Annotated in this window: 11 protein-coding genes; 6 read left to right on the top strand and 5 right to left on the bottom strand. The window is 71.5% G+C overall.

The annotated features are described in order from the left end of the window. Positions 1-2: 2 nt before the first annotated feature. The 5 genes from ACFVGY_RS06330 to ACFVGY_RS06350 all read right to left on the bottom strand — a co-directional run bounded on the left by ACFVGY_RS06330 (position 3) and on the right by ACFVGY_RS06350 (position 4,252). Positions 3-761 (bottom strand): IclR family transcriptional regulator, encoded by a 759-nt coding sequence (locus ACFVGY_RS06330; protein WP_385671853.1) that lies wholly within the window; start codon positions 759-761, stop codon positions 3-5. Between the two features lie 50 nt (positions 762-811). Next, on the bottom strand, positions 812-1,768 hold the full coding sequence (locus ACFVGY_RS06335) for a beta-ketoacyl-ACP synthase 3 (protein ID WP_385672252.1): 957 nt from the start codon (positions 1,766-1,768) through the stop codon (positions 812-814). Positions 1,769-1,804: 36 nt separating this feature from the next. Beyond that, the gene (locus tag ACFVGY_RS06340; RefSeq protein ID WP_385671856.1) at positions 1,805-2,971 is read right to left on the bottom strand and encodes a cytochrome P450; all 1,167 of its coding nucleotides are present in this window, start codon (positions 2,969-2,971) and stop codon (positions 1,805-1,807) included. 60 nt (positions 2,972-3,031) lie between these two features. Further along, positions 3,032-3,883: a GHMP kinase gene (locus ACFVGY_RS06345; protein ID WP_385671859.1), complete on the bottom strand. Its 852-nt coding sequence runs from the start codon at positions 3,881-3,883 to the stop codon at positions 3,032-3,034. A gap of 150 nt (positions 3,884-4,033) precedes the next feature. Next, the gene (locus ACFVGY_RS06350) at positions 4,034-4,252 is read right to left on the bottom strand and encodes an MbtH family protein (protein WP_385671862.1); all 219 of its coding nucleotides are present in this window, start codon (positions 4,250-4,252) and stop codon (positions 4,034-4,036) included. 619 nt (positions 4,253-4,871) lie between these two features. Between ACFVGY_RS06350 and ACFVGY_RS06355 the strand changes: the two genes are divergently transcribed. The 6 genes from ACFVGY_RS06355 to ACFVGY_RS06380 are packed head-to-tail and all read left to right on the top strand — an operon-like array spanning position 4,872 to position 25,286. Next, a complete protein-coding gene (locus tag ACFVGY_RS06355) occupies positions 4,872-9,572 on the top strand; it encodes an amino acid adenylation domain-containing protein (RefSeq protein ID WP_385671865.1) in 4,701 nt (1,566 codons plus the stop codon). Further along, positions 9,569-14,452, top strand: coding sequence for an amino acid adenylation domain-containing protein (locus ACFVGY_RS06360; protein WP_385671868.1), 4,884 nt, complete (start codon positions 9,569-9,571; stop codon positions 14,450-14,452). The genes ACFVGY_RS06355 and ACFVGY_RS06360 overlap by 4 nt, the downstream gene beginning before the upstream one ends. After that, positions 14,449-21,546, top strand: a complete 7,098-nt coding sequence (locus ACFVGY_RS06365) for an amino acid adenylation domain-containing protein (RefSeq protein WP_385671871.1) — start codon at positions 14,449-14,451, stop codon at positions 21,544-21,546. The genes ACFVGY_RS06360 and ACFVGY_RS06365 overlap by 4 nt, the downstream gene beginning before the upstream one ends. Next, entirely contained in the window at positions 21,546-22,592 is a 1,047-nt protein-coding gene (locus tag ACFVGY_RS06370; RefSeq protein ID WP_385671874.1) for a cysteine synthase family protein, read from the top strand. Before ACFVGY_RS06365 ends, ACFVGY_RS06370 begins: the two co-directional genes overlap by 1 nt. Beyond that, complete coding sequence (argH, locus tag ACFVGY_RS06375; protein ID WP_385671877.1) at positions 22,589-24,061, top strand: argininosuccinate lyase; 1,473 nt, start codon at positions 22,589-22,591, stop codon at positions 24,059-24,061. The genes ACFVGY_RS06370 and argH overlap by 4 nt, the downstream gene beginning before the upstream one ends. Further along, complete coding sequence (locus tag ACFVGY_RS06380; protein WP_385671880.1) at positions 24,051-25,286, top strand: ATP-grasp domain-containing protein; 1,236 nt, start codon at positions 24,051-24,053, stop codon at positions 25,284-25,286. The genes argH and ACFVGY_RS06380 overlap by 11 nt, the downstream gene beginning before the upstream one ends. The last annotated feature ends 55 nt before the right edge of the window (positions 25,287-25,341 follow it).

A 25,341-nucleotide genomic window follows, 5' to 3' on the forward strand; every position in this document is an offset into this window, starting at 1 on the left:
CCTCACTGCACGGGAACCAGACCGGAGGCGCTTTGCAGGGCACGCGAGAGCCCCACCCCGACGGCCCGTAGGTGCGCGGCCGTCCGGACCGGGTGCGTCCGCTCGGGTACCCCCGCCGCGGCGAGCACGGCGATCGGGGCACCCGAGGCGTCCAGCACGGGCACGGCGATCGCCCCGCCCTCCGGTCCGCACTGGGCGGTTGCGAAGCCCTGCTCCGCGACCCGGGCCAGTTCCGCGGGCGACGCTTCGCGCGTGGCCCGGCGAGGTCCACGCCGCTCGACACGGCCCGTGCCGGAGGGCGCGACCCGGGGGCGGTGAGCCCGTAGGAGCTTCGCCGCCGCGTACGCCGCTGCCTCGATCTCCGCCGGGGAACCGACGGTGTGGTCGGCCCCCCGGCCACCGTGCACCCTGCCTGCCAGGACCGGATCGAGGCCGTTCGGGAGGAACAGGAACACGCTCTGCCGGGTGAGGTCGTGCATCCTCTTCAGGTGCGGATGCGCCAGTTCACTCAGGAGGCGCTGACGGGGCACGCGCGTGCCCAGGGTGAACAGACTGAGCCCGAGGCGTAGGCCCCTGTCCCCGCGTTCCAGCATGCCCGCATCGACGAGCTCGGCGATCAGGCGGTGGGCGGTCGGCTTGGGCAGGTCGGCACGGCGCGCGAGTTCGGACAGGGCCAGCTCGGACTCCCCGGGACGAAAGCAGTTCAGGATGGCGAGCCCCCGCGCGAGCATGGACCGCGCGGTGCGCGTCTGGCCGGTCAAGTGAATGTCCTCCTGGTCGATGAGAGGGGGCGGGGTGGTTGCGTCTTCGGTCAGGGGCTCTTGACGACCTGCGCCGCGTAGCTGAGGCCGGCGCCGAAGCCCAGCAGCAGCACCGGGTCCCCGGTCCGGATCCGGCCGGTGCCGATGAGCCGGGAAAGCGCCAGCGGCACGGAGGCGGCGGAGGTGTTGCCGCTCTCCACGATGTCCCGGCCGACGGCCGCGCCGGTGGCCCCGAGGGCGGCGGCGAGGTGCTCGATCATGCGCAGGTTCGCCTGGTGGGTGACGAAGCCCTTCAGGTCCGCCGGCGAGATGCCGGCCCGGCGACAGGCGTCGAGTGCGACGGGCGCCAGGCTGGTCGTCACCCAGCGGTAGACGGCCTGCCCCTGCATGGTGACGCTGCTGTGCCGGTCGGGAATGGTGACGAGGTCGGCCCGGTCGCCGTCGCTTCCCCACACCACGGGGTTGATCTCCGTACGGTCGGCCGCGACGACGACCGCCGCCCCGGCACCGTCGGCGAAGACCGTCGCCGTGTCCACGTCGTCGGGGTCCACCCAGTCCGTCATCTTCTCCGCACCGACGACCAGCGCGCGGCGGCTCGTCCCGGCCCGTATGAGACCGTCGGTGACGCCGAGGGCGTAGCAGAAGCCGGCGCACGCGGCGTTGACGTCGAACGCCGCCATCGCTGGGTGGCCCAGCCGGGCCGCGACGCTGGCCGCGCCGTTCGGCATGGGCGAGGGAAGGGAACACGTCGCGAGCACGAGGAGGTCGATGTCCCGAGCGGTGAGTCCGGCGGTGGCCAGGACCTTTCCGGCGGCCGTTGCGGCCATGTCCACCACTGACTCATCGGGCTGGGCATAGCGGCGGCTGCGGATCCCGACTCGGCGCTCTATCCAGGGACCGCTGACGTCGAGGCGGGCGGCGAGCTCTTCGTTGCCGACGATCCGGGAGGGGCGGTATCCGGCAACGGCTACGATACGGCTCCCGCCCGGTGCGGCGGGCGTGGGCATGGACACGTGTGGTCTCCTGACGAGGCGGTCGGACGGTCACCAGCGGACGCGCAGCTCGGCGAGACCCCGAGTCGCCATGCCGGTCTTCCAGTCGAAGGTCGCCGGGTCCTGCGCGAGGGCCAGGCGGGGGAACCGTTCCACGAGGGCCTGGATCACCGTGATCAGCTGCATGCGTGCCAGGGGGGCCCCGAGGCAGCGGTGCACTCCGTGGCCGAAGGTGAGATGACCGGTACGGTGGCCGTCGCTTTCCCCCGGAAGCGGCGCGGTGCGGTTCGCACCGAGGATGAACACGACGACCGGCTGGCCGGGCTGGATGGTGACACCGTCGATCTCGACGGGCTCGGTCGTTACGCGGGCGAAGCTGACGAACGCCGAGGGGCTGAGCCGGATGAGCTCCTCGACGGCCGAGGGCGTGAGGTTCGGATCAGCTCTCAGGGCGGCCATGAGGGAGGGGTCGTAGAGCAGGCTGAGCACGCAGAGGGTGAGCTGGTCGATCGTGGTCTCGTAGCCGGCCATCAGGAGGGACAGGCAAAGAGTGATCAGCTCACGGTTGGTCAGACCCTCTCCGTGGTCCTTGAGCCGCACGAGCGAGCTGAGCAGGTCGTCCCCCGGGTTCTTCCGCTTCTGTGTGACGAGTCCGCTCATGTACCGGGTCAGGCCGAAGGTCTGAGTCCGGTTCATCTCCTCGTCCCCGGTCAGGTCGAAGAGGACGGACACCCAGGACCCGAACAGTTTGCGGTCGGCGGTCGGCACCCCCAGGATGTGGCAGAGCACTTCGAGCGGGAGCGGCTGGGCCACCGTGGCGACGAAGTCAGCCGGCGGACCTTGGTCGGCCAGCTCTTCCAGACATTCAGCCGCAGTCTTTTCGACGAACGGCTGAATTTCCATTAAACGACGCTCTGTGAAGGCGCCCGCGACGAACCTGCGCATGCGGGCGTGCTCCCGACCGTCGAGGCTGATGATGGAATCGGGCGAGGGATCGGTGATGCTGAGCCGGGGTACGTCGGGGCGCACCGCCTCCGCTCTGCTGAACCTCTTGTCAGCAAGCACCTCGCGCGCGAGCCGGTAGTCGGTCACAGCCCACATTCCGGTTCCGTTCGGCGCCGTTGCCCATTTGATCCTGACCGGCTCGCGGAGCTGGAAAGCAGAGGGCAAAGGGCCGATCGGCGGAATTCCGGAAACGGATGAATCACGCTCGACCATGAAGTCATCTCCAGGATGAGGGACGCGCCGGGAAGGCGCGGGACGAGAGCGAGCGCCCCGTCAGTCGGCACTGCCGATGAGCGGCCGAACCGGTTCCGGTTCCTCCACGTAGTACCAGCAGTCGTCGATACCGATGGCGCTCAGCTCTTTCTCGGTGCGGACGGCAGCGTGCGCGTGCTCGGGCGAGGCGGGGTCGAAGAGGATTCCGCCGATGCTGCCGCTGTGCGCGATCTGCAGTCCGGCGGCACCCGTCCGGCGGGCCACGCCCATGAGGTCGTCGAAAAGCGGAACCGGGAGGAACCGCTGGTTGAGGCGTGCGCTTTGAGTGGCGACGCGGCCGATGGTCGCCAGGTCTCCGGCCAGTGCCCCGCATCGCAGATGGACGCGCAACTCGTCGAAGTGGCGTATTTCCTGGGCGTCGTAGCGCGCACGCGGCAGGGAGAGCGTGTCCACCGGACCGATGCCGAGGGGGAAGCCCAGCACGGCGATGGGCGGCAGGGTGGTGCCGAACGACTCGATCAGCTGGCCCTCGCGATGAGCGAAGAGCACCATCTCGTCGAACATGAGCGGATCCGCCGCAGACTCGGCCGCGACGGCCAGCCGGGCGATACGTCCATGCTCGAGCTCGCCACCGAAGGCATTGAGCACCGCGCGGATGGACGCCGTGACATCGCTGGTCGAGGAGCCGAAGCCGAGACTCACCTCGATGCTGCTCGTCACGGTGAGCACCCCCCTGAGGGAGGGAAGTCCCAGTTCCGCGGCGGTGAGCAGCGCGGCGCGGAGCGCCTTGGTCTTCCAGGTCGGCGTGACGGTCAACTCGGAAGCGGAATCGTCGAGGTCGACTGTCGCCTCGGAGGTGAACAGGCGGCACGGAAGCGTGGTCAGCCCTCGGCGAAGCCTGCCGTCGGGCATCGTGAAGACGCCCTGGAGCAGTTCGCCGTGATGCCCCGGGGCCGAACCCGTGCCCCGCCGCTTCCCGTGCGGCGGGCGTATCGGGCCGTCCTGACCTGTGTCCTGTCTCAATTCAGTCCCCCGTCGTCGCCGTTGCTCGGCAGCTGCCGGTCAGACGTCGGCCCGGTCCATGGCGGCTACGAGACTCGCCGGCCTCATGTCGGTCCAGACTGCGGTGACGTGGTCGAGGCAGCTCTGCCGGTCGGCAGGGCCGAAAACGATGTGCCAGCCCTTCGGAACCTCTGCGAACTCCGGCCACAAGGAGTACTGCTCCTCCTCGTTGGCCACGACCAGATATGGGGCACTCTCGGATTCGAAAGGATTGCTCACTTCTCATCCCCCGTCAGGTATGGGAGCCGGGCTGAGGAGGCCTTCGCCTCAGTGATCACCGGACTCGGAAAGCGGCCGCAGCGCAAGAAATGCGGGTGAGGCATGCCGCGTTCGATTCCTATCAGCTCGTGACGCGATGTGTCCACCTTCGATCTTCCGGCCACCTTCCTTCTGCTCCCCGCATCACGTAGCGTGATTGAAGTCCCATCAAAATGCCAGGTCAGTCTCGCACCGGCGTCATCGGCAGTTCCGGACCGTGAGTGTCTCGATGCGGTACCGGCGAGTATCGTATGGCTTGATCCATATACCTGCCCGTGGTCGCCGGGCACGGGGTGATAGGTTCCGAACCAGCCTTCAGTTCGATTGCATTAGATCGGCGGCGAACGGGGTAACGGGGATTTTCGCGCTCGACACCTGCGTGAAGCAGAGCATGTCGTGGCGCCTGCGCGCGTTCATTTGGCGGACCCATGCCGGCGCGTGCTGCAGGTATGCACCAGTGCCTGTCCATGACTACCTCCCTGCCCATTTCGTTGCTGTGCCCGGCGCCCGCTGCGGCGTCGCACAGCGGCGGTTCCCGCCATGCGTATTGGCACTTGCACGGGCAAGGGAGTCGTGTCTCATGCACCACGCCGAACAGCAGGACCGCCACCCCGTACGAGCAGCGCAGGCGGGCATGTGGTTCGCCCAGCGGATCGCCGACAGCACACGCGTCTACAACGTCGCCCAGTACATCGACGTCGTCGGTCCGCTCGACACCGGGCGGCTGGCCGAAGCGCTGCGCCATGTCGTCCGCGAAGCGGAGCCGCTGCGGGTCCACTTCGTGGAAACCGACGCCGGACTGCGCCAGCTCGTCTCTCCCGTTGGTGACTGGCGGCCCCGCGTGCTCGACCTGTCCACCGCCCCGGACCCGCGCGAGGCGGCCCTCGGCTGGATGCGCGGCGAGACGGACCGCGTACCGGACCTCGCGGCCCCTCGCCTGTTCGACGCCGCCCTCATCAAGCTCTCCGACGAGCGGCACTTCTGGTACCAGCGCGCTCACCACAGCGTCGTGGACGGCTTCAGCGGACCGCTGCTGGCCCGACACGCGGCCACCGCGTACAACGCCCTCTGCGACGGCGCCCCACCGCCGGCCTGTGGGCTGCCCGGCGTCGCGGAGCTGGGCCGCGAAGAGGACGCCTACCTGAACTCCGCCCGCCACGCGAAGAGCAGGGAGTTCTGGCTGACGCACATGGCGGACCCGCCCGAGGCGCTCACCCTCTCCCACCAGGGGATCGCCGCGCCCGAGGGGTCCCTCACGGTCACCGGCACGCTCTGCGTCGAGCAGGCCGGGCGGCTCCGGGACCGGGCGCGGGCCGCCCGCTCCACCTGGAGCGGCCTTGCCGTCACCGCGTGCGCGGCGTACCTGCACCTGCTGACGGGGCACGACGACATCGTCCTCGGCATGCCGGTCACCGGCCGCACCGGGCAGATCCTTCGCCGGGCCGTGGCCATGACCTCGAACATCGTGCCGCTGCGGCTGCGCCCGCGCCCCACCGTCACGGTCGCCGACCTGGCACGGGAGGTCTCGGCCGAGGTGCGCCGGGCGGTGGTGCACCAGCGCTACCGCTACGAGGACCTGCGCCGCGACATCGGCCTGGGGATGAACGAGGGCCGGCTCTCCGGCTGTGAGATCAACGTCATGGCGTTCGACGACACCGTCGACCTGGCCAGCTGCACGGCCACCTTCCACAACCTGGCCAACCCCCCTACCGAGGAGCTCGCCTTCTCCCTGTTCGGCCGCCCGGACGACGGCCCCATCCGTATCGACGTGGACGCCGACGTCCGCCGCTTCGACACCGAGGACATCGAGGGCCATCGTCGCCGGTACACGGCTCTGCTCATGGCCGCGGCCGAGAACCCGGACCGGCGCCTGGGCGACCTGGACCTCATGGACGGCGGCGAGCGCACGCTGATCCAGGGATGGAACGCCACCGAGCGGCCCGTCCCGGAGGCGACGGTCCCCCGCCTCTTCGCCGAGCAGGCTGCGCGCACCCCGGACCGCATCGCGGTCCGGTGCGGTTCCCGCTCCTGGACCTACGCAGAACTCGACGAGCGGACCAACCGCCTGGCGCATCTGCTGATCGCCCGCGGCATCGGCCCGGAGACCCCCGTGGTGTCGGCGATGCCCCGCTCCGCCGAGGCCGTCCTCACCCTGCTGGGCGTACTGAAGGCACGTGGCGTGTACGTGCCGGTGGACCCGGGCCACCCCGCGGAGCGCGTGGCCGGCGTCATCGACACGGTGCGGCCCCGACTCGTCCTCGGCCTGGCCCGGGACGCGGAGCGCATGGCGGGCCACGGCGACCTCTGGCTCGCGCTGGACGACGAGGCCGTCAGGGCGGACCTCGCGGCGCGGCCGACCCACACCCCTCCCGCCGAGGAGCGCCCGGAAGCCGTCGCCCGGGGTCTCGCCTACACCATCTTCACCTCCGGTTCCACCGGCCGGCCCAAGGGCGCCATGGTGCATCAGCGCGGCATGGTCAACCACCTGCTGGCCAAGGTGGAGGACCTCGCCCTCGGCGAGGAGTCCCGGGTGGCCCTCAACGCGCCCCTGACCTTCGACGTCTCCGTGTGGCAGATGCTGGCCGCCCTCCTGGTCGGCGGCTGCACCCAGGTGATCGACGACGAGGCCGGACAGGACGCCCTCGCTCTCTTCGAGCGCACCGCGGAGACGGGCGTCACCTGCCTGGAGGTCGTCCCCTCCCAGATGCGCGCGGCCCTCGACGCCTGGGACGCCGGCGTGCCCTGCCCCGCTCTGCCCCGGCTGCGTACCTTCATAGTCAACGGCGAGGTCCTGCCCCCCGCCCTCTGCCGCCGCTGGTACCGGCGCTTCCCCGAGGCGGCCATCGTCAACGCCTACGGTCTCACCGAGTGCTCCGACGACAACGCCCACGCGTTCATCACCGACGACGAGATCGCCCACGACACCCGCCTGCCCGTCGGACGCGCCCTTCGGAACAACGCCTTCCATATCCTGGACGCGCAGCTGCGGCCCGTCCCGGTCGGCGTCCCCGGTGAACTCTTCATCGCGGGCACCGGCGTCGGGCGTGGCTACCTCGGGGACCCGTCGCGGACGGCCGAGCGCTACGTGCCCGACCCCTTTGCCGCGGAGCCTGGCGCGCGGATGTACCGCACCGGCGACCGGGCGCGCTTCCGCCCGGACGGCCAGCTGGACTTCCTGGGACGACGCGACCACCAGGTCAAGATCCGCGGCAACCGGATCGAACTGGGAGAGGTGGAGGCCGCCTTGCGCGGTGTCCCCGGCGTGGTCGACGCCGTGGTCACGGTGCAGCGGTCGGCCGACGTCCAGCGGCTCGTCGGATACTTCATCGGCGACCCCGGACCCGAAACGGTCCGCGCTGCCGTGGCCGCCACCGTGCCGGACTACATGGTCCCGGCCTTCCTCATCCGGCTCGACGCCTTCCCCCTCAACACCAACGGCAAGGTGGACCGCAAGGCCCTGCCGGCCCCGGACGTCACCACGGGCGCGTCCGCCGACACACCCCGGACGCCGGTACAGGCCGCACTGTGCGAGGCGTTCGCCCGCACGCTCGGACTTCCCGCGATCGGCCTCGACGACAGCTTCTTCGACCTCGGCGGCGACAGCATCGTCTCCATCCAGCTCATCAGCCGGGCCCGGCAGGCCGGTTACGCGGTCACCGCGAGGGAGATCTTCCAGCACCGCACGCCACGCGCCCTCGCGGAGGTCGTCAGACCGGTGGGCGCGACGGCCGCCGAGCCGCCCGGCGGCGGCGTCGGACGGGTCCCCGCCACACCCGTTCACGAGTGGCTGCGGTCGCTCGGCGGCCCGGTGGACAGCTACCACCAAGGGGTGCTCCTCCAGGTCCCGGGCGGCCTCGACGTCGCCGCTCTCACCGCCGCCCTGGACGTGCTGCTCGACCACCACGACATGCTGCGGGCCCGCGCCGTCCTGGGGCCGGAGCGCGAACCGCTCCACCTGGAGGTGCCGGGGAGCTCGGTCAGGCCGCCCGCCGCGTCCCTCGTGCACCGCTGTGACGCGACCGGCCTCGACGGCCCGGCTCTGGAGGAGACCGTGCGCGCACGGTATGCGGCCGCGCTCGAAGGCCTCTCCCCCGCCGAAGGCATCATGCTCCAGGCGGTCTGGTTCGACCGCGGCCCGGACGAGACCGGCCGACTGCTGGTCCTCGTCCACCACCTGGTGGTGGACGCCGTCTCCTGGCGGATCCTGCTGCCCGACCTGGTCACCGCCTACACCCAGGCCGAGCACGGGGAGGAACCGAAGCTCGAACCCGTGGCGACCTCCTTCCGCGGCTGGGCGACCGCCCTCCACGACGACCGGGCCCTCACAGCCCGTCGGGACACCGAGCTGGAGCACTGGCGGCACCTCGGGTCCGACGTCCGGCCGCTGCCCTGCGCGCGGCCCCTCGACCCTCGCCGGGACACGTACGAGCACTCCGAGGAACTCGCCGTCCACCTCTCCCCGGAGACCACCACGGCCGCGGTCACGACGCTGCCGGAGCTGTTCCACACGCGGACCGAACAGCTCCTGCTCACCGCCCTGTCCCTGGCCGTCGAGCACGGGGCGGCCCAGCGCGGCGAGACCGGAGGCGCGGTGCTCGTCGACGTCGAGGGCCACGGCCGCGAGGACATCGTGCCCGGAGCCGACGTGTCCCGCACCGTCGGCTGGTTCACCAGTCTGTATCCCGTACGGATGGCCCCCGGCGCCGAGGACTGGACCGAGATCTGGGAGGGGGGCGCTGAGCTCGGCCGGGTGGTGAAGCGGGTGAAGGAGCAGCTCGCGGCCGTCCCGGGGAACGGAATCGGTCACGGACTGCTGCGCTACCTCCACGAACCCAGCAGGGAGGCCCTGACGGCGTGCCCGGCTCCGCAGCTCGCCTTCAACTACCTGGGGGGCCTCCACGGCGCCCCGTCCCTCGGCACCTGGTCGCTGGCCGGCGAGCTCGGACACGGGAGCGGCTTCGGCGGCGGCGCCACGGGCACCGTCCCCCTGTCCCACCCGCTCACCGTGGACGTCCACCTCACGGGCGACGGCCCGGGCTCCGGGCGGCTGGTGGCCCGCTGGCGATGGGCCGGGGAGCTGCTCCCCGGGCAGTACGTACGGCGGCTGGCGGAGGACTGGGGCAGGGCGCTGGACGCGCTGGCACGGCACGGCCTGCGCGCGGACGCGGGCGGGCGCACCCCCTCCGACATGCCGCTCGTCGCCCTCGACCAGGACGAGATCGACGACTTCGAAGCCCTGCTGGCGGCAGACGCCTCTCACACACCGGAGACCGACCAGTGAGCAAGCCCCGCATCGAGGAAGTCCTGCCGCTCGCTCCGTTCCAGAACGGACTCCATTTCCACGCCGTCTACGACCGAGACGCCCCCGACGTCTACAACGTCCAGTACGTGCTGGACCTGGAAGGGCCGCTCGACACCGCCGCCCTGCGGGAGGCCGCCCGCCGTGTGCTCGGCCGTCACTCCGCGCTGCGCGCGTCGTTCCGGCAGCGGAGCAACGGCGAGACGGTGCAGATCGTGCAGAGCGAGGTCCGGCTCGACTTCAGCGAGCACGACCTCTCCGTGACGCCCGGCGAGGACGGCGAAGCCGAGCTGGCCGTGCTTCTGGAAGCCGAGCGCAGCGGGAAGTTCGACCTGGGCAGGGCACCCCTCATCCGCTTCGCGCTGTTCCGCCTGGCTCAGGACCGCCACCGGTTCGCGTTGATGAACCATCACATCCTCCTGGACGGCTGGTCCATGCCCGTCCTGCTTCAGGACCTCTTCGCCTACTACGCCGCGGTCGCCGCCGGCGAGGCCGGTGAGCTTCCGCCCACCCGCCAGTACCGCGACCACCTGGAATGGCTCGCGGGACAGGACGGCGGGGCGGCGGCCGACGCATGGCGCAGTGCGCTGGACGGTGTGTCCGAGGGCACGTTCGTCGCGCCCGACGCGGGCACTGCCCCGGACGGCGAACCGGTGCGGCTGACGTCGGTCCTCCCCTCGTCGGAACTCGACCGGCTCCAGGAGTGCGCGCGGGGTCTCGGGGTGACGCTGAACACGGTGGTGCAGGCCGCCTGGGCGGTGGTGCTGTCCCGGCTGACCGGTCGCACCGACGTCGTCTTCGGAGCCACCGTCTCCGGTCGTCCTGCCGAGCTCCCCGGCGTCGAGGGGATGGTCGGCCTGTTCATCAACACGGTTCCGGTACGTGTCCGGCTCGACCCGGCACAGTCCCTCGCCGATCTCCTCGTCCGCCTTCAGCGCGAACAGGCCGCGCTCCTGGACCACCACCACCTCGGGCTCACGGACATCCACCGGATCACCGCACGGCCCTCCCTCTTCGACACCGTCGTGCTGGTGCAGAACTACCCCTTCGACACCGCGGCGTTCGACAAGCTCGGCACCGGCCTCACCCTGCGCGGGGTCACGGTTCGCGACGGAGCCCATTACCCGATGCGGCTCGTCGCCCTGCCCTCGGCCGAGGGGCTGCACCTGCACGTGGACTACCGCCCCGACGCGGTCGAAGCGGAGCTCGCCACCACCGCGGCGCGACTGCTGGGCGGACTGCTGAGCACATGCCGGGACGCAGCCGCCGCGCCCGTCCGCTCCTGGACGGGCGAGACAACCGAGGAACGGCACCCTCGGACGTCCTGGAACGACACGGACACCGCGGTGCCCGACGTCACCCTCACCGAGCTGGTCGCCCGGCAGGTGCGCGCGACTCCGGACGCGCCGGCCGTCGTGGGGGACGGCGAGAGGACGCTGACCTACCGGGAACTGGACGAGCGGGCCGGACGGCTGGCGCGGATCCTCACCCACCACGGCGTGGGGCCCGAGACGTTCGTCGCCGTGATGCTGCACCGGTCGGTGGATCTCGTCGTCGCCCTGCTGGCCGTGCTCAAGACGGGGGCGGCGTACGTACCCGTCGACCCCGACTACCCCTCGGACCGCGTGGCCTGGATGTTGTCCGACGCCGCGCCCACCGCACTGGTGACGACGAACGGGGTGGTGGTGCCGGACGGCGCCGCCCGTCGCACGCACCGTGTACTGCTCGACGACCCTGAGACGGCGGCGGCCCTGAACGAGGGACCGGCGCTGTCCAGGGAGGCTGCGGTCGAGCCGGAGAACCCGGCGTACGTCATCTACACCTCGGGGTCGACCGGGCGCCCGAAGGGTGTCGTCGTGCCGCAGCGAGGCATCGTGAACCGACTGCTGTGGATGCAGGACCACCTCGGGCTCACCGGCGGGGACCGTGTCCTGCAGAAGACCTCGATGAGCTTCGACGTATCGGTGTGGGAGTTCTTCTGGCCCCTCGTCACCGGTGCCTCGCTGGTGGTGGCACGACCCGGTGGGCACCGGGACGCGCTGTACCTCGCCGAGCTGATCCGCCGTGCCGGCGTGACCACGATGCACTTCGTGCCGTCGATGCTGGAGGAGTTCCTGCTGGAACCGGAGGCGGCCGGCTGTACCGGGCTGCGCCGCGTGGTGTGCAGCGGCGAGGCCCTGCCCGCCAGGACCCGGGATCGGTTCTTCGAGCTGCTGCCCGGCACGGAGCTGCACAATCTGTACGGCCCCACCGAGGCATCGGTCGACGTGACGGCGTGGCGGTGCGACGCCCGCGACAGCGACCGGTCCGTGCCGATCGGGGAGCCGGTGTGGAACACCCGGCTGCACGTCCTCGACCCGTGGCTGCGGCCCGCGCCCGTCGGTGTGGCAGGCGAGCTGTACCTCGCCGGCGTCCAGCTGGCGCGCGGCTACTGGGGCCGTGCCGCGCTGACCGCCGAGCGGTTCGTCGCGGACCCGTTCGACCCCGCGGGCGGGCGGATGTACCGCACGGGCGACGTGGTGCGCCGGCGCCCCGACGGCGTTCTGGAGTACCTCGGCCGCATCGACGACCAGGTGAAGGTCCGAGGTTTCCGCATCGAGCTCGGCGAGGTCGAGGCCGCCTTGGCCGCTGTGCCGGGTGTGGCGCAGGCAGCGGCGGTGGCCCGGGAGGACCGCCCGGGGGACGTCCGGCTCGTCGGCTACGTCGTGCCGGAACCGCACGCGCAACCGCGGCCTGCGGAGCTACGGCGCGCGCTGGCGGACCGTCTGCCGGGCTACATGGTGCCCAACGTGTTCGTCACGGTGCCCGCCCTGCCGCTGTCGCCCAACGGGAAACTGGACCGCAAGGCCCTGCCGGCTCCGGCGAGTGGCCGGTCCGGCGGTGGTGGGGGAGGGCGCCGGGCGGCCACGCCGCGGGAGGAGGTGCTGTGCCGGCTGTTCGCCGAGGTGCTCGACGTGTCCGAGGTGGGAGTCGACGACGGCTTCTTCGACCTGGGCGGCCATTCCCTGTTGGCGACCCGGCTCGCGAGCCGTATCCGCACCGAACTCGGCGCGGACATCGACGTCCGGACCGTGTTCGAGAACAGCACGCCGGCGCGGCTGGCGCTGCGCCTCGCTGCGACCGGGGCGGCCCGCCCGGCCCTGGTCCGTCGTGAGCGGACGGATGACGCACCGCTGGCCTTCGGGCAGCGCAGGTTGTGGTTCCTGAACCGGTTCGAAGGGCCGGGAGCCGCGTACAACCTGTCGTTCGCACTGCGCCTCGACGGACGGCTCGACGCCGCCGTGCTGAGTGCTGCGGCGCAGGACGTGCTGCGGCGCCACGAGAGTCTGCGCACGATGTTCGTGGAGGCGGACGGCGATCCCGTGCAGCGGGTGGTGCCCGCCGAGGAAGCGGTGGTCGGCGTCTCGCTGACGGAGATCGCTCCCGAGGGCCTCTCCGCCGCCATGGCGGCGGAGACGGGGAAGGGCTTCCGGCTGGACAGTGAACTGCCACTGCGCCTCGCTCTTCTCCGGCTTGCGGGGGAGGAGCACGTGTTGGTGGTGGTGGTGCACCACATCGTCAGTGACGGTTGGTCGCTGGGGCCGCTGGCCCGGGACCTCGCCGAGGCCTATGCCGCCCGTCTGAACGGGACCGAGCCCGGGTGGCAGCCGCTGCCCGTCCAGTACGCCGACTACACGCTGTGGCAGCGTGAACTCCTCGGTGACGACAGCGACCCCGCCAGCCTCGTCAACGAGCAGCTCTCCTACTGGCGCGGCGTGCTCGACGGTCTACCCGACCAACTCGCCCTGCCTTTCGACCGTTTCCGCCCCAGTGCTCCGACGTATCACGGCGGCACCGTTCCCCTCGCCCTCGACGCCGACACCCATACGCGTCTGACCCGGCGCGCGCGGGAGCACGGAGCCACCACCTTCATGGCCGTCCAGGCCGCCCTCGCCGGTCTCCTCACCCGGCTCGGCGCGGGCACGGACATTCCCATCGGCACCCCGATCGCCGGCCGGACCGAACAGGCGCTCGACGACCTCGTCGGCTTCTTCGTCAACACCCTCGTCCTGCGCACCGCCACCACGGGCAACCCCACCTTCTCCGAACTCCTCGCCCAGGTCCGCGACACGAACCTCGCCGCCTACGCCCACCAGGACCTCCCCTTCGAACGACTCGTCGAGGACCTCAACCCGGCCCGCACGCCGGGACGACACCCCTTGTTCCAGACGATGCTGGTACTCCAGAACAACACCACCCCTCAGCTCCACCTCCCCGGCCTCCACGTCACCGACGAGCCCCTCACCACCGACACGGCCAAATTCGACCTGACCGTCGACCTCACCGAACGATTCACCCCCACCGGGCAACCCGACGGCATCCACGGCGTCCTGGAGTACGCCACCGACCTCTTCGACGCCCACACCGCCCACCACCTCGCCACCGCCCTCGCCCACACCCTCCACCACGCCGCCCACCACCCCCACACCCCCCTCCACAACTGGGGCCCGTCCGACCTGCCGCGCCCGCGCCTCGACATGTCCGCGCACGCCGCCCCGGCGGTGTCGAAGGCGCGCGGCGGTGGTGGTGGGGGAGGGCGCCGGGCGGCCACGCCGCGGGAGGAGGTGCTGTGCCGGCTGTTCGCCGAGGTGCTCGACGTGTCCGAGGTGGGTGTCGACGACGGCTTCTTCGACCTGGGCGGCCACTCCCTGTTGGCGACCCGGCTCGCGAGCCGCATCCGCACCGAACTCGACGCGGAGGTCGATCTGCGCGCCTTCTTCGAGAACCCGACCATCGCCGCCGCCCATCTGTGGGCCGTCGGCGCCCGCCGGGCCAGGCCCACGCTGCGGCCCATGGCCCGGCCGGAGGTGACCGAGTCATGATTCCCCTGTCGTACGGCCAGCACCGCCTGTGGATGCTGGATCAACTGGAGGGCCCGAACCCCACCTACAACGTGCCGCTGGCGCTGCGCCTGGCCGGTCCGCTCGACCGTGAGGCGTTGCGGGGCGCGCTCGACGACGTCGTACACCGCCACGAGAGCCTGCGCACCCTGATCGCCGTCAACGGCGAGACGCCGTACCAACGCATCCTGTCCGCCGCGGACGCGCACGTCCCGCTCAGCACGGTCACGCTCGGCGGTGCACCCGCGGACGGCGGCGGCCCGGGCCCGGAGTTGCGGGCCTTCGCGGACCAGCCCTTCCGCCTCGACTCCGACCTGCCCGTCCGGGCCTGCCTCTTCGAGCTTGCGGGGGAGGAGCACGTGTTGGTGGTGGTGGTGCACCACATCGTCAGTGACGGTTGGTCGCTGGGGCCGCTGGCCCGGGACCTCGCCGAGGCCTATGCCGCCCGTCTGAACGGGACCGAGCCCGGGTGGCAGCCGCTGCCCGTCCAGTACGCCGACTACACGCTGTGGCAGCGTGAACTCCTCGGTGACGACAGCGACCCCGCCAGCCTCGTCAACGAGCAGCTCTCCTACTGGCGCGGTGTACTCGACGGTCTACCCGACCAACTCACCCTGCCTTTCGACCGATTCCGCCCCAGTACTCCGACGTATCACGGCGGCACCGTTCCCCTCGCCCTCGACGCCGACACCCATACGCGTCTGACCCGGCTCGCGCGGGAGCACGGAGCCACCACCTTCATGGCCGTCCAGGCCGCCCTCGCCGGTCTCCTCACCCGGCTCGGCGCGGGCACGGACATTCCCATCGGCACCCCGATCGCCGGCCGGACCGAACAGGCGCTCGACGACCTCGTCGGCTTCTTCGTCAACACCCTCGTCCTGCGCACCGCCACCACGGGCAACCCCACCTTCACCGAACTCCTCACCCGGGTCCGCGACACGAACCTCGCCGCCTACGCCCACCAGGACCTCCCCTTCGAACGACTCGTCGAGGACCTCAACCCGGCCCGCACGCCGGGACGACACCCCCTGTTCCAGACGATGCTGGTACTCCAGAACAACACCACCCCTCAGCTCCACCTCCCCGGCCTCCACGTCACCGACGAGCCCCTCACCACCGACACGGCCAAATTCGACCTGACCGTCGACCTCACCGAACGATTCACCCCCACCGGGCAACCCGACGGCATCCACGGCGTCCTGGAGTACGCCACCGACCTCTTCGACGCCCACACCGCCCACCACCTCGCCACCGCCCTCGCCCACACCCTCCACCACACCGCCCACCACCCCCACACCCCCCTCCACAACTGGAACATCCTGGCGCCCGAGGACGGGGACCGGGTGCTCGCACAGGGGCGGGGCCACGCCACCGAGATCCCCACGGCGTCCGTGCACGGCCGGTTCGAGGACCAGGCGCGGCGCACTCCCGACGCGGTGGCCCTCGTCTCGGGCGGAACGGAGCTCAACTACGCGGAGCTCGACGCGCGGGCGGACCGGCTCGCCGCGCGCCTGGCCGCGTACGGTGTGACCGCCGAGAGCGCCGTGGCGGTGCTGATGGAGAGGTCGCCCGAACTGGTCGTCGCCCTCCTCGCGGTGCTCAAGGCCGGCGGTTGCTACGTGCCGCTGCATCCGGAGTTCCCCCGCGCCCGACGCGAGCACATTCTGGCCGAGGCCCGCTGCGCGGTCCTGCTCACCGACGACCCGGAGCGCTGGGACCTCGCCGCGGCCGAGACCGCCGAGGGCGTCCTCGTCGTCCCGCTGGGGGCCACAGCGGACCGGCCCGCCGCGGGCCCCGCGGGGAACCGTCGCGACGTCTCGCCCGACCGGCTCGCGTACATCATGTACACCTCCGGCTCCACCGGACAGCCGAAGGGCGTCGCCGTCCGCCACCGTGACGTGCTCGCCCTGACCGTCGACCGGCACTGGCACACCGGACACGACCGGGTGCTGATGCACTCCCCACACTCCTTCGACGCGTCGACCTACGAGCTCTGGGTGCCGCTGACGAGCGGTGGCAGCGTCGTCGTCGCCCCTCCCGGTCCCGTGGACGCCCACCTGGTGCGGCGGCTCGTGGAGGCGCACGGCGTCACGGCGCTGTGGCTGACGGCGGGCCTCTTCCGCGTCATGGCCGAGGATTCCCCAGAGGCGTTCCGGGGCCTGTCCGAGCTGTGGACCGGCGGCGATGTCGTGTCGCCCGAGGCCGCCCGCAGGGTCCTTGCAGCATGCCCGTCCCTCCACCTGTTCAATGGGTACGGCCCTACGGAAACGACCACCTTCGCCGCAGCGCACTCCATCGACTCGGTCACCGCCGGTCGGACCGCGATACCGATCGGCAGACCACTCGACAACACCCGTCTGTACGTCCTGGACGGGGATCTCGCTCCGGTGCCGCCCGGCGTCGAGGGCGATCTGTACATCGGGGGCGCCGGTGTCGCCCGGGGATACGCCGGGGACCCCCGGTTGACCGCCCAGCGGTTCGTCCCCGACCCCTTCGGCCCGCCTGGTGCACGCATGTACCGGTCGGGCGACCGTGCTCGCTGGGTCGCCGACGGTGTCCTCGAGTACCGGGGCCGCGACGACGATCAGGTGAAGCTGCGCGGTCTGCGCATCGACCTCGGCGAGGTGGAGGCGGCCCTGGCGAGGCAGCCGGACGTCAGCCAAGCGACGGTCACCGTGCGCCAGGACGCCTCGGGCGCCCAACGGCTTGTCGGCTATTACGTGCCGGCCGGAGGAGCGGGACGGGAGGCTGTGTCCGCCGCTCTGACCGCCCGTCTGCGGGAAGAGCTTCCCACCTTCATGGTGCCTGCCGTCCTCGTCGGGCTGGAGCGGCTGCCGCTGACGGAGAACGGGAAGGTGGACCGGCGTGCCCTGCCCGAGCCGCCCGCTGTCCGCGCCCCGCGCGCCGTCGCGCGGCCACGGACACCACGGGAAGCCCTGCTGTGCGCTCTGGCCGCGGAGTTGCTGCGTGTCGGCGAGGTCCACCCGGACGACAACTTTCTCGATCTCGGCGGGGACAGCATCCTTGCCATCCAGCTGGCCAGCCGGGCTCGGCAAGCCGGGCTGCTGCTGTCCGCCCGTGACGTCTTCCGGCACGGCTCGCTCGCCGAGACGGCCGCGGCGGCCCTCGACGCCGAGGAGGAGCGTGAGCCGCGGAGCGCCGCCTGGGGGGCCGTACCGGCCACTCCCATCATCGAGTGGCTGCGGGAGACCGGCGGGCCCTTCGACGGCTTCCACCAGTCCGTGCTGCTGCACACTCCGGCGTGGCTGCGACCGCAGAACGCGCTGAGGGCGCTGCAGAGCGTCCTCGACCGGCACGACATGCTCAGGGCCCGGCTCGACACCGACGCCGCCGGGGTGTGGACCCTGCTCGTCTCCGAACCGGGCACCGTACGTGCTGAGGACTGCTGGGAAGCGGTCGACATCGCCCTGCCCCGCGCGGACGACACGTCCGGGAGCGACCGGCTGGCGGACGCGGCACGGTCCGCCGTGACCCGCCTGGCGCCGCGCCGCGGTGTCATGGTCCGTGGCGTCATGGAGAACGGCGGTCCCGGTGCGCCTGGCCGCCTGGCGCTCGTGGTTCATCACCTCGTGGTCGACGGCGTGTCCTGGCGCATCCTCGTGGAGGACTTCGTCGCTGCCGCACGTGCCCACGCGATCGGCACGGAACCGGAGCTCAGCACGCCCGGCACGTCGTATCGCACATGGTCGCGCCGTCTCGTGCAGGCCGCGGGCGCGGAAGCGGTCGGGGAGCTCGCCCACTGGCGGGACACGCTGGACCGCCCCGACCCGCCGCTGGGTGACCGTCCGCTTGATCCCGGCCAGGACGTGCAGGGCAGCGCCCGGACCCTCACCGTGACGCTGCCCACGGGCGACACCGGCGGTCTGCTCACCGCAGTGGCGAAGTCGTTCCATGCCGGCCCCGACGAGATCCTGCTCACCGGGCTCGCGCTCGGCGTCGAGCGGTGGCGGCGGCGGGGCGGCGCCACGGTCACCGGGCTGCTCGTGAACCTGGAGGGGCACGGGCGGGAGGCGATCGCCGAAGGGCTGGACGTCTCACGGACGGTCGGCTGGTTCACCAGCCTCTATCCGGTGCATCTCGACCCCGGCGTCAGCCGCTGGGAGGACCTGGACGTCGGTGACCCCGAACTCGGCCGTGCCCTCAAGCGGGTCAAGGAGCAGCTGCGAGCCGTGCCCGGTAAGGGGATCGGCTTCGGTCTGCTGCGCCGGCTCAATCCGGCAACGGCCGACGAGCTGTCGACCCTGCCCGTTCCCCAGCTGTGCTTCAACTACCTGGGCCGGGCCACCGGGACAGCGGCCGGCGCGGACGGCTGGGCCGTCGATCCTTCGTTCCGGATCGATACGACCGGCCACGACACGGCCCGTCCCCTGGCCCATGCGCTCACGGTCGATGTCCTGGTACAGGACGGCGCCGACGGGCCCGAGTTGACCGCCACCTGGACCTGGCCGGAGGCGTTGCTGTCCACCGAGCGGGTGCAGGACCTCGCGGACGACTGGTTCGCGGCGCTGAGGGCGGTGGCGGAGCATGCCGCCCGACCCGGCTCCGGAGGCCGGTCGCCCTCGGACGTACCGCTGGTCGTCCTGGGACAGGACACGCTGGAACGTCTTGAGGAGCGGATCCCCGGTCTTGCGGACGTCGTCCCCCTGTCGCCGTTGCAGGAAGGCATGCTCTTCCACGCCGAATACGACAGGACCGGTCCCGATCCGTACAACGTGCAGATCAGCCTTCCGCTCGAAGGGCCGCTGGACCCGGTGGCGCTGCGCGCCGCAGCAGCGCTGCTGCTGGCGCGGCACTCCGCACTGCGGTCCGCGTTCCTGGAGGTCCCCGACGGGGGCGCGGTCCAGGTGGTACTGGACGCGGAGGCGTGCCCGCCGCCTTGGACGGAGCATGACCTGTCGAGGCTGCCACGGGAGTCGGCCGAGGCCGAGCTGAGCCGGCTCCAGGACGAGGACCGCGCGCGTCGCTTCGACCTGTCCAGCGCGCCGCTTCTGCGGTTCGCCCTCGTCCGGCTCGCGGCGGACCGGTGGCACCTGATGTTGACGAACCACCACATCCTGCTGGACGGCTGGTCTGCGCCGCTGGTGGTGCAGGAGCTGTTCCGGTTGTACGCCGGCCAGGACGAGTTGCTCCCCGCCCGTCCGTACAAGGACTACCTGCGCTGGCTCGCGGCCCAGGATGACGAGGCGGCCCGGCGGGCGTGGCGGGAGTCCCTCGCGGGACTGGAGGGTCCGACCCTGATCGCTCCCGGTGGCTCCCGAGCCGGGTGGTCTGCTGTGGGCAGGCTCACCGGAGAACTCACCGAGGAAGCGACCGCGCGGCTCCAGGAGTGCGCGCGGGGTCTCGGGGTGACGCTGAACACGGTGGTGCAGGCCGCCTGGGCGGTGGTGCTGTCCCGGCTGACCGGTCGCACCGACGTCGTCTTCGGAGCCACCGTCTCCGGTCGTCCTGCCGAGCTCCCCGGCGTCGAGGGGATGGTCGGCCTGTTCATCAACACGGTTCCGGTACGTGTCCGGCTCGACCCGGCACAGTCCCTCGCCGATCTCCTCGTCCGCCTTCAGCGCGAACAGGCCGCGCTCCTGGACCACCACCACCTCGGGCTCACGGACATCCACCGGATCACCGCACAGCCCTCCCTCTTCGACACCATGATCGCCTTCGAGAACTACCCGTTCGATCCCGACGCACTGCCCGCCGACGGGATCGGGGTGAGTATCGGAGAGCCAGACGTACGGGATGGCGTCCACTATCCCCTGGCCCTGCTCGCCACGCCCGGTGACCGGCTGCACCTCCGGATGGACCACGACGTGGAGCTGCTTCCCGTCGCGACGGCCGAGGCGCTCAGGGATCTGCTGCTCGGTGTCCTTGAAAGGGTGGCCCAAGACCCGGCCGCGCGTACGGACACGCTGCCGGACCTCGCCGGAGTCATCCCCGAGCGGGCCCTCGCCGTATCCACGACGGGCCCTGCCTTCCCGGCCGGTCCCCAGCCGCCGCGCACCGCTCGCAGCGCTGCGCTGGAGCGGAAGCTGAGCGAGCTGTTCGAGGACGTGCTCGGAGTGCCCGAGATCGGGCCGTACGACGACTTCTTCGAGCTGGGTGGGCATTCCCTGACGGTCGCCCGCCTGGTACGCCGCATCCGAGCTGAACTCGGCAGGTCGGTGGACCTCAGGATCCTCTACGAGGCACCCACGGTGGCCGAGCTGGCTGGACGGCTGGTCACCGGGAACGACTCCTGCGACCTGGACGTGCTGCTGCCGCTGCGCACGGAAGGCGGTCGCGCACCGCTCTTCTGCCTGCCGCCGGGCATCGGCATCAGCTGGTCGTACATGGGACTGACCCAGCACATCGGCGCGGACCGACCCCTGTACGCCCTGCAGTCGCGTGGCATCGGGCAGCCTGGTGCCCAGCCGGCCGACATGAGCGCCGTTGTAGCCGACTGTGTGGCACAGCTGCGGACTGTACGGCCCTCAGGCCCCTACCACCTGCTTGGCTGGTCGTTCGGCGGGGTGCTGGCACACGGGGTCGCCGAGGAACTCCAGCGCCAGGGCGAGCAGGTCGGGGTGCTGGCCATGCTCGACTCGTATCCGGCCGGGGCAGTGCCCCCGCTGTCCGAGCAGGCGGCGGAGGAAGGGGTGCTGCGCGAACTGGCGGCCAGGTTGGGTCATGACCTGGACGCCCTCGGCATGGCCGCACCGCGACGCGGGCCCGTGCTCGACCTGCTCGGGAAGGCGGACTTCCCGGACCGCCGGACGTTGGAGGCGGTGGTCGACACGGGCATCAACAACCACCGTCTCCTGCGGGAGTTCACCCCGGGGGTGTTCCGCGGAGACCTGCTCTTCTTCACCGCCGCACGGGACCTGGCCGAAGGCCGGTCGGCACGGCGCTCCTGGCAGGGACACATCACGGGCCGTGTCGTCGAGCACCTCGTCGACAGCGGGCACATGGACATGACCACGCCACAGGCGCTGACCGTGATCGGCAAGCACCTCGACTCGGCACTCGCGGCAGCGGAGGCCGGCGACCCGCCCGCCGACGTCCATCGACAGAGGAACGGATGATGACAAAGAGCTCCGCCCCCTTCAGGGAGATCACCGAGGCGACCCTCCTCCCGAAGGTCGTCCGACTGGGTCCGAACCTCTACGGGGCAGTGTTCTCCCTGATGAAGCTCGTGCCCGCCCGGTATATCCTGCGCCGCGCGCTGGAGCGCGGTGAGCTCGAACCGGGCACGGTCATCGTCGAGACGACCTCCGGCACCTTCGGGCTCGCCCTCGCGATGGAAGCCGCACTGCTGGAACGCGAACTCATCCTGGTCAGCGATCCCATCATCGACGCACGGCTGCACCGCAGACTGTCGGACCTGGGCACCACCGTGGTCATCGTGGAGCACCCTGCGGCGGAGGGCGGCTACCAGGCGTCGAGGCTCGCCCGACTCGCCGAGCTGCGCGCCGGGCTGCCGCGGACCTTCTGCCCCGAGCAGTACTCCAACCCGGACAACCCCGCCTCGTACCGCATCGTGGCGGAGCTGCTGCGCGACACCCTCGGGCAGGTCGACTGCGTCGTCGGGCCCGTGGGCTCGGGCGGCTCCCTGTGCGGCACGGTCCGCGCCCTGCGCGCTCAGACCCCGCACACCCGGGCCATCGGCGTCGACACCCACCGCAGCGTGCTCTTCGGCCAGCCGGACGGCCCCCGTCTGCTCCGCGGGCTCGGCAACAGCCTGCTGCCCGCCAACCTGGACCACACGGTCCTCGACGAGGTCCACTGGTGCTCCGCTGCGGAGGCCTTTGCCATGACGCGCTGGGCCCACCGCCATCACGCCCTTTTCCAGGGGCCGACGAGCGGCGCCGCGCTCTTGTCCGCGCGGTGGTGGGCGGAGGCGAACCCGGATGCCGTGTGCGTCGTGATGCTCCCCGACGAGGGATACCGATACCTGGACACGGTCTATGACGACGAGTGGATCGACGGACAGGGGATCGACGTCACGGCACCGCTGCCCGACAAGCCGGTCGAGGTGCTCCACCCGTCCTCCCCCGCGGGTGACGGGTGGAGCCGGTACCCCTGGCAACGGCGCGGCCTGGAGGCGGTCCTCGCGGAGGCGAGGGCGTGACCGCGACGACCGCACCGGGCAGGATCACGTCGGGCGTCGGCGCGCGCACCCGGCGCCTGGTGTACGGGACGCTCACCCCGGACGCGCTGCGCGACGAGCTGTCGCTGACGACGACCATCGACCTTGCGCACGTCGTGATGCTCGTGGAGCAGGGGCTCCTGGAACGCGAGCGGGCGACTGCGCTGCTCCGGCTCGTCACCGGGCTGCGCCGGCAGGACTTCGCACCGCTGTGGGGCCTGCCCGCGCCGCGCGGTGTCTATCTGATGTACGAGCAGTACCTCATGCGCAGCCTGGGCGAGGAGACCGGGGGGCGCCTGCACACCGGCCGTTCCCGCAACGACCTGAAGGCGACGGCCACGGCGATGAGGCTGTCCGACTGGACGATGGCGTTCCTGGCCGACGCCGTCCGTCTGGAAGCGGTCCTTCTGGCCAGGGCCCGGGCCCACAAGGCCGTGGTGATGCCCGTGCACACCCACTTCCAGGCGGCCATGCCCGTCACGTACGGCCATTACCTCGCCGGTGTGGCCCTCGCTCTCGGACGCGACATCACCGCGGTGCAGCAGGCTGCCGAGGGACTGTCGGTGTGCCCCATGGGAGCCGGGGCGGTCGCCGGTACGGATCTGCCGATCGATCCTGGCCGGGTGGCGGGGCTCCTCGGCTTCGACCGGGCCTGCGTCCACTCCATCGACGCGGTCGCGAGCCGGGACGTCCTGCTCCGGCTGCTCGGCGCGGTGGCCGGCCTCGGCGTCACGCTCAGCCGCCTGGCCACCGACCTCCAACTGTGGAGCAGCACGGAGTTCGGCTTCCTCACCTTCCCGGACCGGCTGGTCGGCGGGAGTTCGGCCATGCCGCAGAAGCGGAACGCCTTCCTTCTTGAGCATGTGAAGGCAAAGGCCGGAGTGGCCTTGGGTGCCTGGACCGCCGCGGCGAGCACCATGAAGTCGACGCCCTTCACCAACTCCATCGAGGTGGGCACGGAGGCAGTCGCTGCCTGCTGGCCCGGGCTCTCGGCTGTCGGGGACTCGGTTCTCCTCTGCCAGTCTCTGGTCGCCGGGGCCCGTCCCGTCGGCGAGCGGATGCTCAGCAGGGCGGAGGAGGGCTTCGTCACGGCGACGACCATCGCGAACCGCCTGGTCCGACACGGTGTGCCGTTCCGCGTCGCCCACCATCTGGTGGGCGACGCCGTCCGGCGTGCGGTGGACGAGGGCACGACTGACCTCTCCGGGATCCGGCTCCCCGCGGGGACCCCTCCGGAGGCCGCCGGCAACCCGCCACTGCCGCAGGCGACCTCGGAGCTCCGGTACGGAGGCGGCCCCGGCTCCGTCGAGCACGCGCTCAGCGAGGCACTGTCGGTCCTCGCCGCCCACGCCGCCTGGTGGAGGACCGTGCGGGAACGACGACGGGCAGCCGCCCGTACCTTGGACGAGGCAGTCGCCGACGTGATGGGAGACACGAGCGATGGAGCATGAGACGGCGGCGGGCCGCCCGTGGCTGGCCTTCGTGGAAAGCAATACGACCGGCACCGGACGCCTGTTCTGCGCGTCGGCCCGCGCCCGGGGTTACCGGCCGGTCGTCCTCACCCGTGACCCGGCCCGCTACCCGTACGTCGTCCTCGACCGTGTCGACACGCGAGTGGTCGACACCTCCGATCTCTCGGCCGTCCTGGACGCCTGCGCTCGGCTCGCCGAGGGAGCCGGACTCGCCGGAGTCACCTCCAGTTCGGAGTACTTCATCGCGACGGCGGCCGCAGCGGCCGCGAAGTTCGGCCTCTCGGCCCCTGATCCCCAGGCCGTCGAGCAGTGCCGGGACAAGACGCGGCAGCGCGTCGTGCTGGCCCACGCGGGCGTGAACGTGCCCCGTTTCGCCGAGGTGAACGACACGGCGTCCGCCGTCCGCACCGCCGAGGCATTCGGGCTGCCCGTCGTTGTCAAGCCGGTGTCCGGATCGGGATCGATCGGCGTACGGCTGTGCACGACGGCGGCCGAGGTCGAGCACTGGTGCGGCGGTCTCTTCGCGGCAGCGGGAACGAACGACCGGGGACGGATCCTCGTGGAGGAGTACGTCGACGGCGACGAGTACTCGGTGGAGACCTTCGATCTGAACGCGATCGCGGTGGTGCGCAAGCACCTCGGTCCCGCCCCGCACTTCGTGGAAGTGGGGCACGATTTCCCGGCGCCGCTGGCACCTGGCGACCACGACCGGTTGACGGGCACGGTCCTGAGGGCGCTGTCCGCGCTGGGGCTGGGCTGGGGCGCGGCCCACACGGAGCTGCGCATGTCCGCCCGGGGGCCCGTCGTGATCGAGGTCAACCCCCGGCTGGCCGGCGGCATGATCCCTCACATGATCCAGAGCGCGGCAGGACTCGACCTGGTGGACGCCGTGATCGCTCGTGCCTCGGGACACGGGGTCGCCGCCCGCCTCAGCAGCCGCGCGCACGGCGCCATCAGGTTCCTCGTGGGGCAGGAGTCCGGGGTCGTGGCGTCCGTCGGTGAACTGCCGGGCCCTGACGACGTCCCCGGTCTCGTCGCGGCCTCCTTCAACGTCTCCCCTGGGGACCGGGTCGAGGTGACGCACTCCTTCAAGGACCGGCTCGCCTACGTGATCACGACCGGGAACTCCGCCGACGAGGCCGAGCGAGCGGCTTCACGGGCGCTCGCGTGCATGAGTGTCGAATACCTTCGCTCCTCCGCGTGACGGCATCGGCCAGACTGGGCCCGACGGGAACAGACCAGGACCGCCGGCAGGGAAA

This window comes from Streptomyces sp. NPDC127106 (assembly GCF_042677605.1).
Taxonomy (GTDB): domain Bacteria; phylum Actinomycetota; class Actinomycetes; order Streptomycetales; family Streptomycetaceae; genus Streptomyces.

What these genes read in the sequence shown, in the direction of transcription:
- ACFVGY_RS06345 (WP_385671859.1), bottom strand. Translation starts at nt 3,883, where the DNA reads ATGCCCGACGGCAGGCTTCGCCGAGGGCTGACCACGCTTCCGTGCCGC.
- ACFVGY_RS06370 (WP_385671874.1), top strand. Translation starts at nt 21,546, where the DNA reads ATGACAAAGAGCTCCGCCCCCTTCAGGGAGATCACCGAGGCGACCCTC.
- ACFVGY_RS06365 (WP_385671871.1), top strand. Translation starts at nt 14,449, where the DNA reads ATGATTCCCCTGTCGTACGGCCAGCACCGCCTGTGGATGCTGGATCAA.
- ACFVGY_RS06335 (WP_385672252.1), bottom strand. Translation starts at nt 1,768, where the DNA reads ATGCCCACGCCCGCCGCACCGGGCGGGAGCCGTATCGTAGCCGTTGCC.
- ACFVGY_RS06340 (WP_385671856.1), bottom strand. Translation starts at nt 2,971, where the DNA reads ATGGTCGAGCGTGATTCATCCGTTTCCGGAATTCCGCCGATCGGCCCT.
- ACFVGY_RS06355 (WP_385671865.1), top strand. Translation starts at nt 4,872, where the DNA reads ATGCACCACGCCGAACAGCAGGACCGCCACCCCGTACGAGCAGCGCAG.
- ACFVGY_RS06380 (WP_385671880.1), top strand. Translation starts at nt 24,051, where the DNA reads ATGGAGCATGAGACGGCGGCGGGCCGCCCGTGGCTGGCCTTCGTGGAA.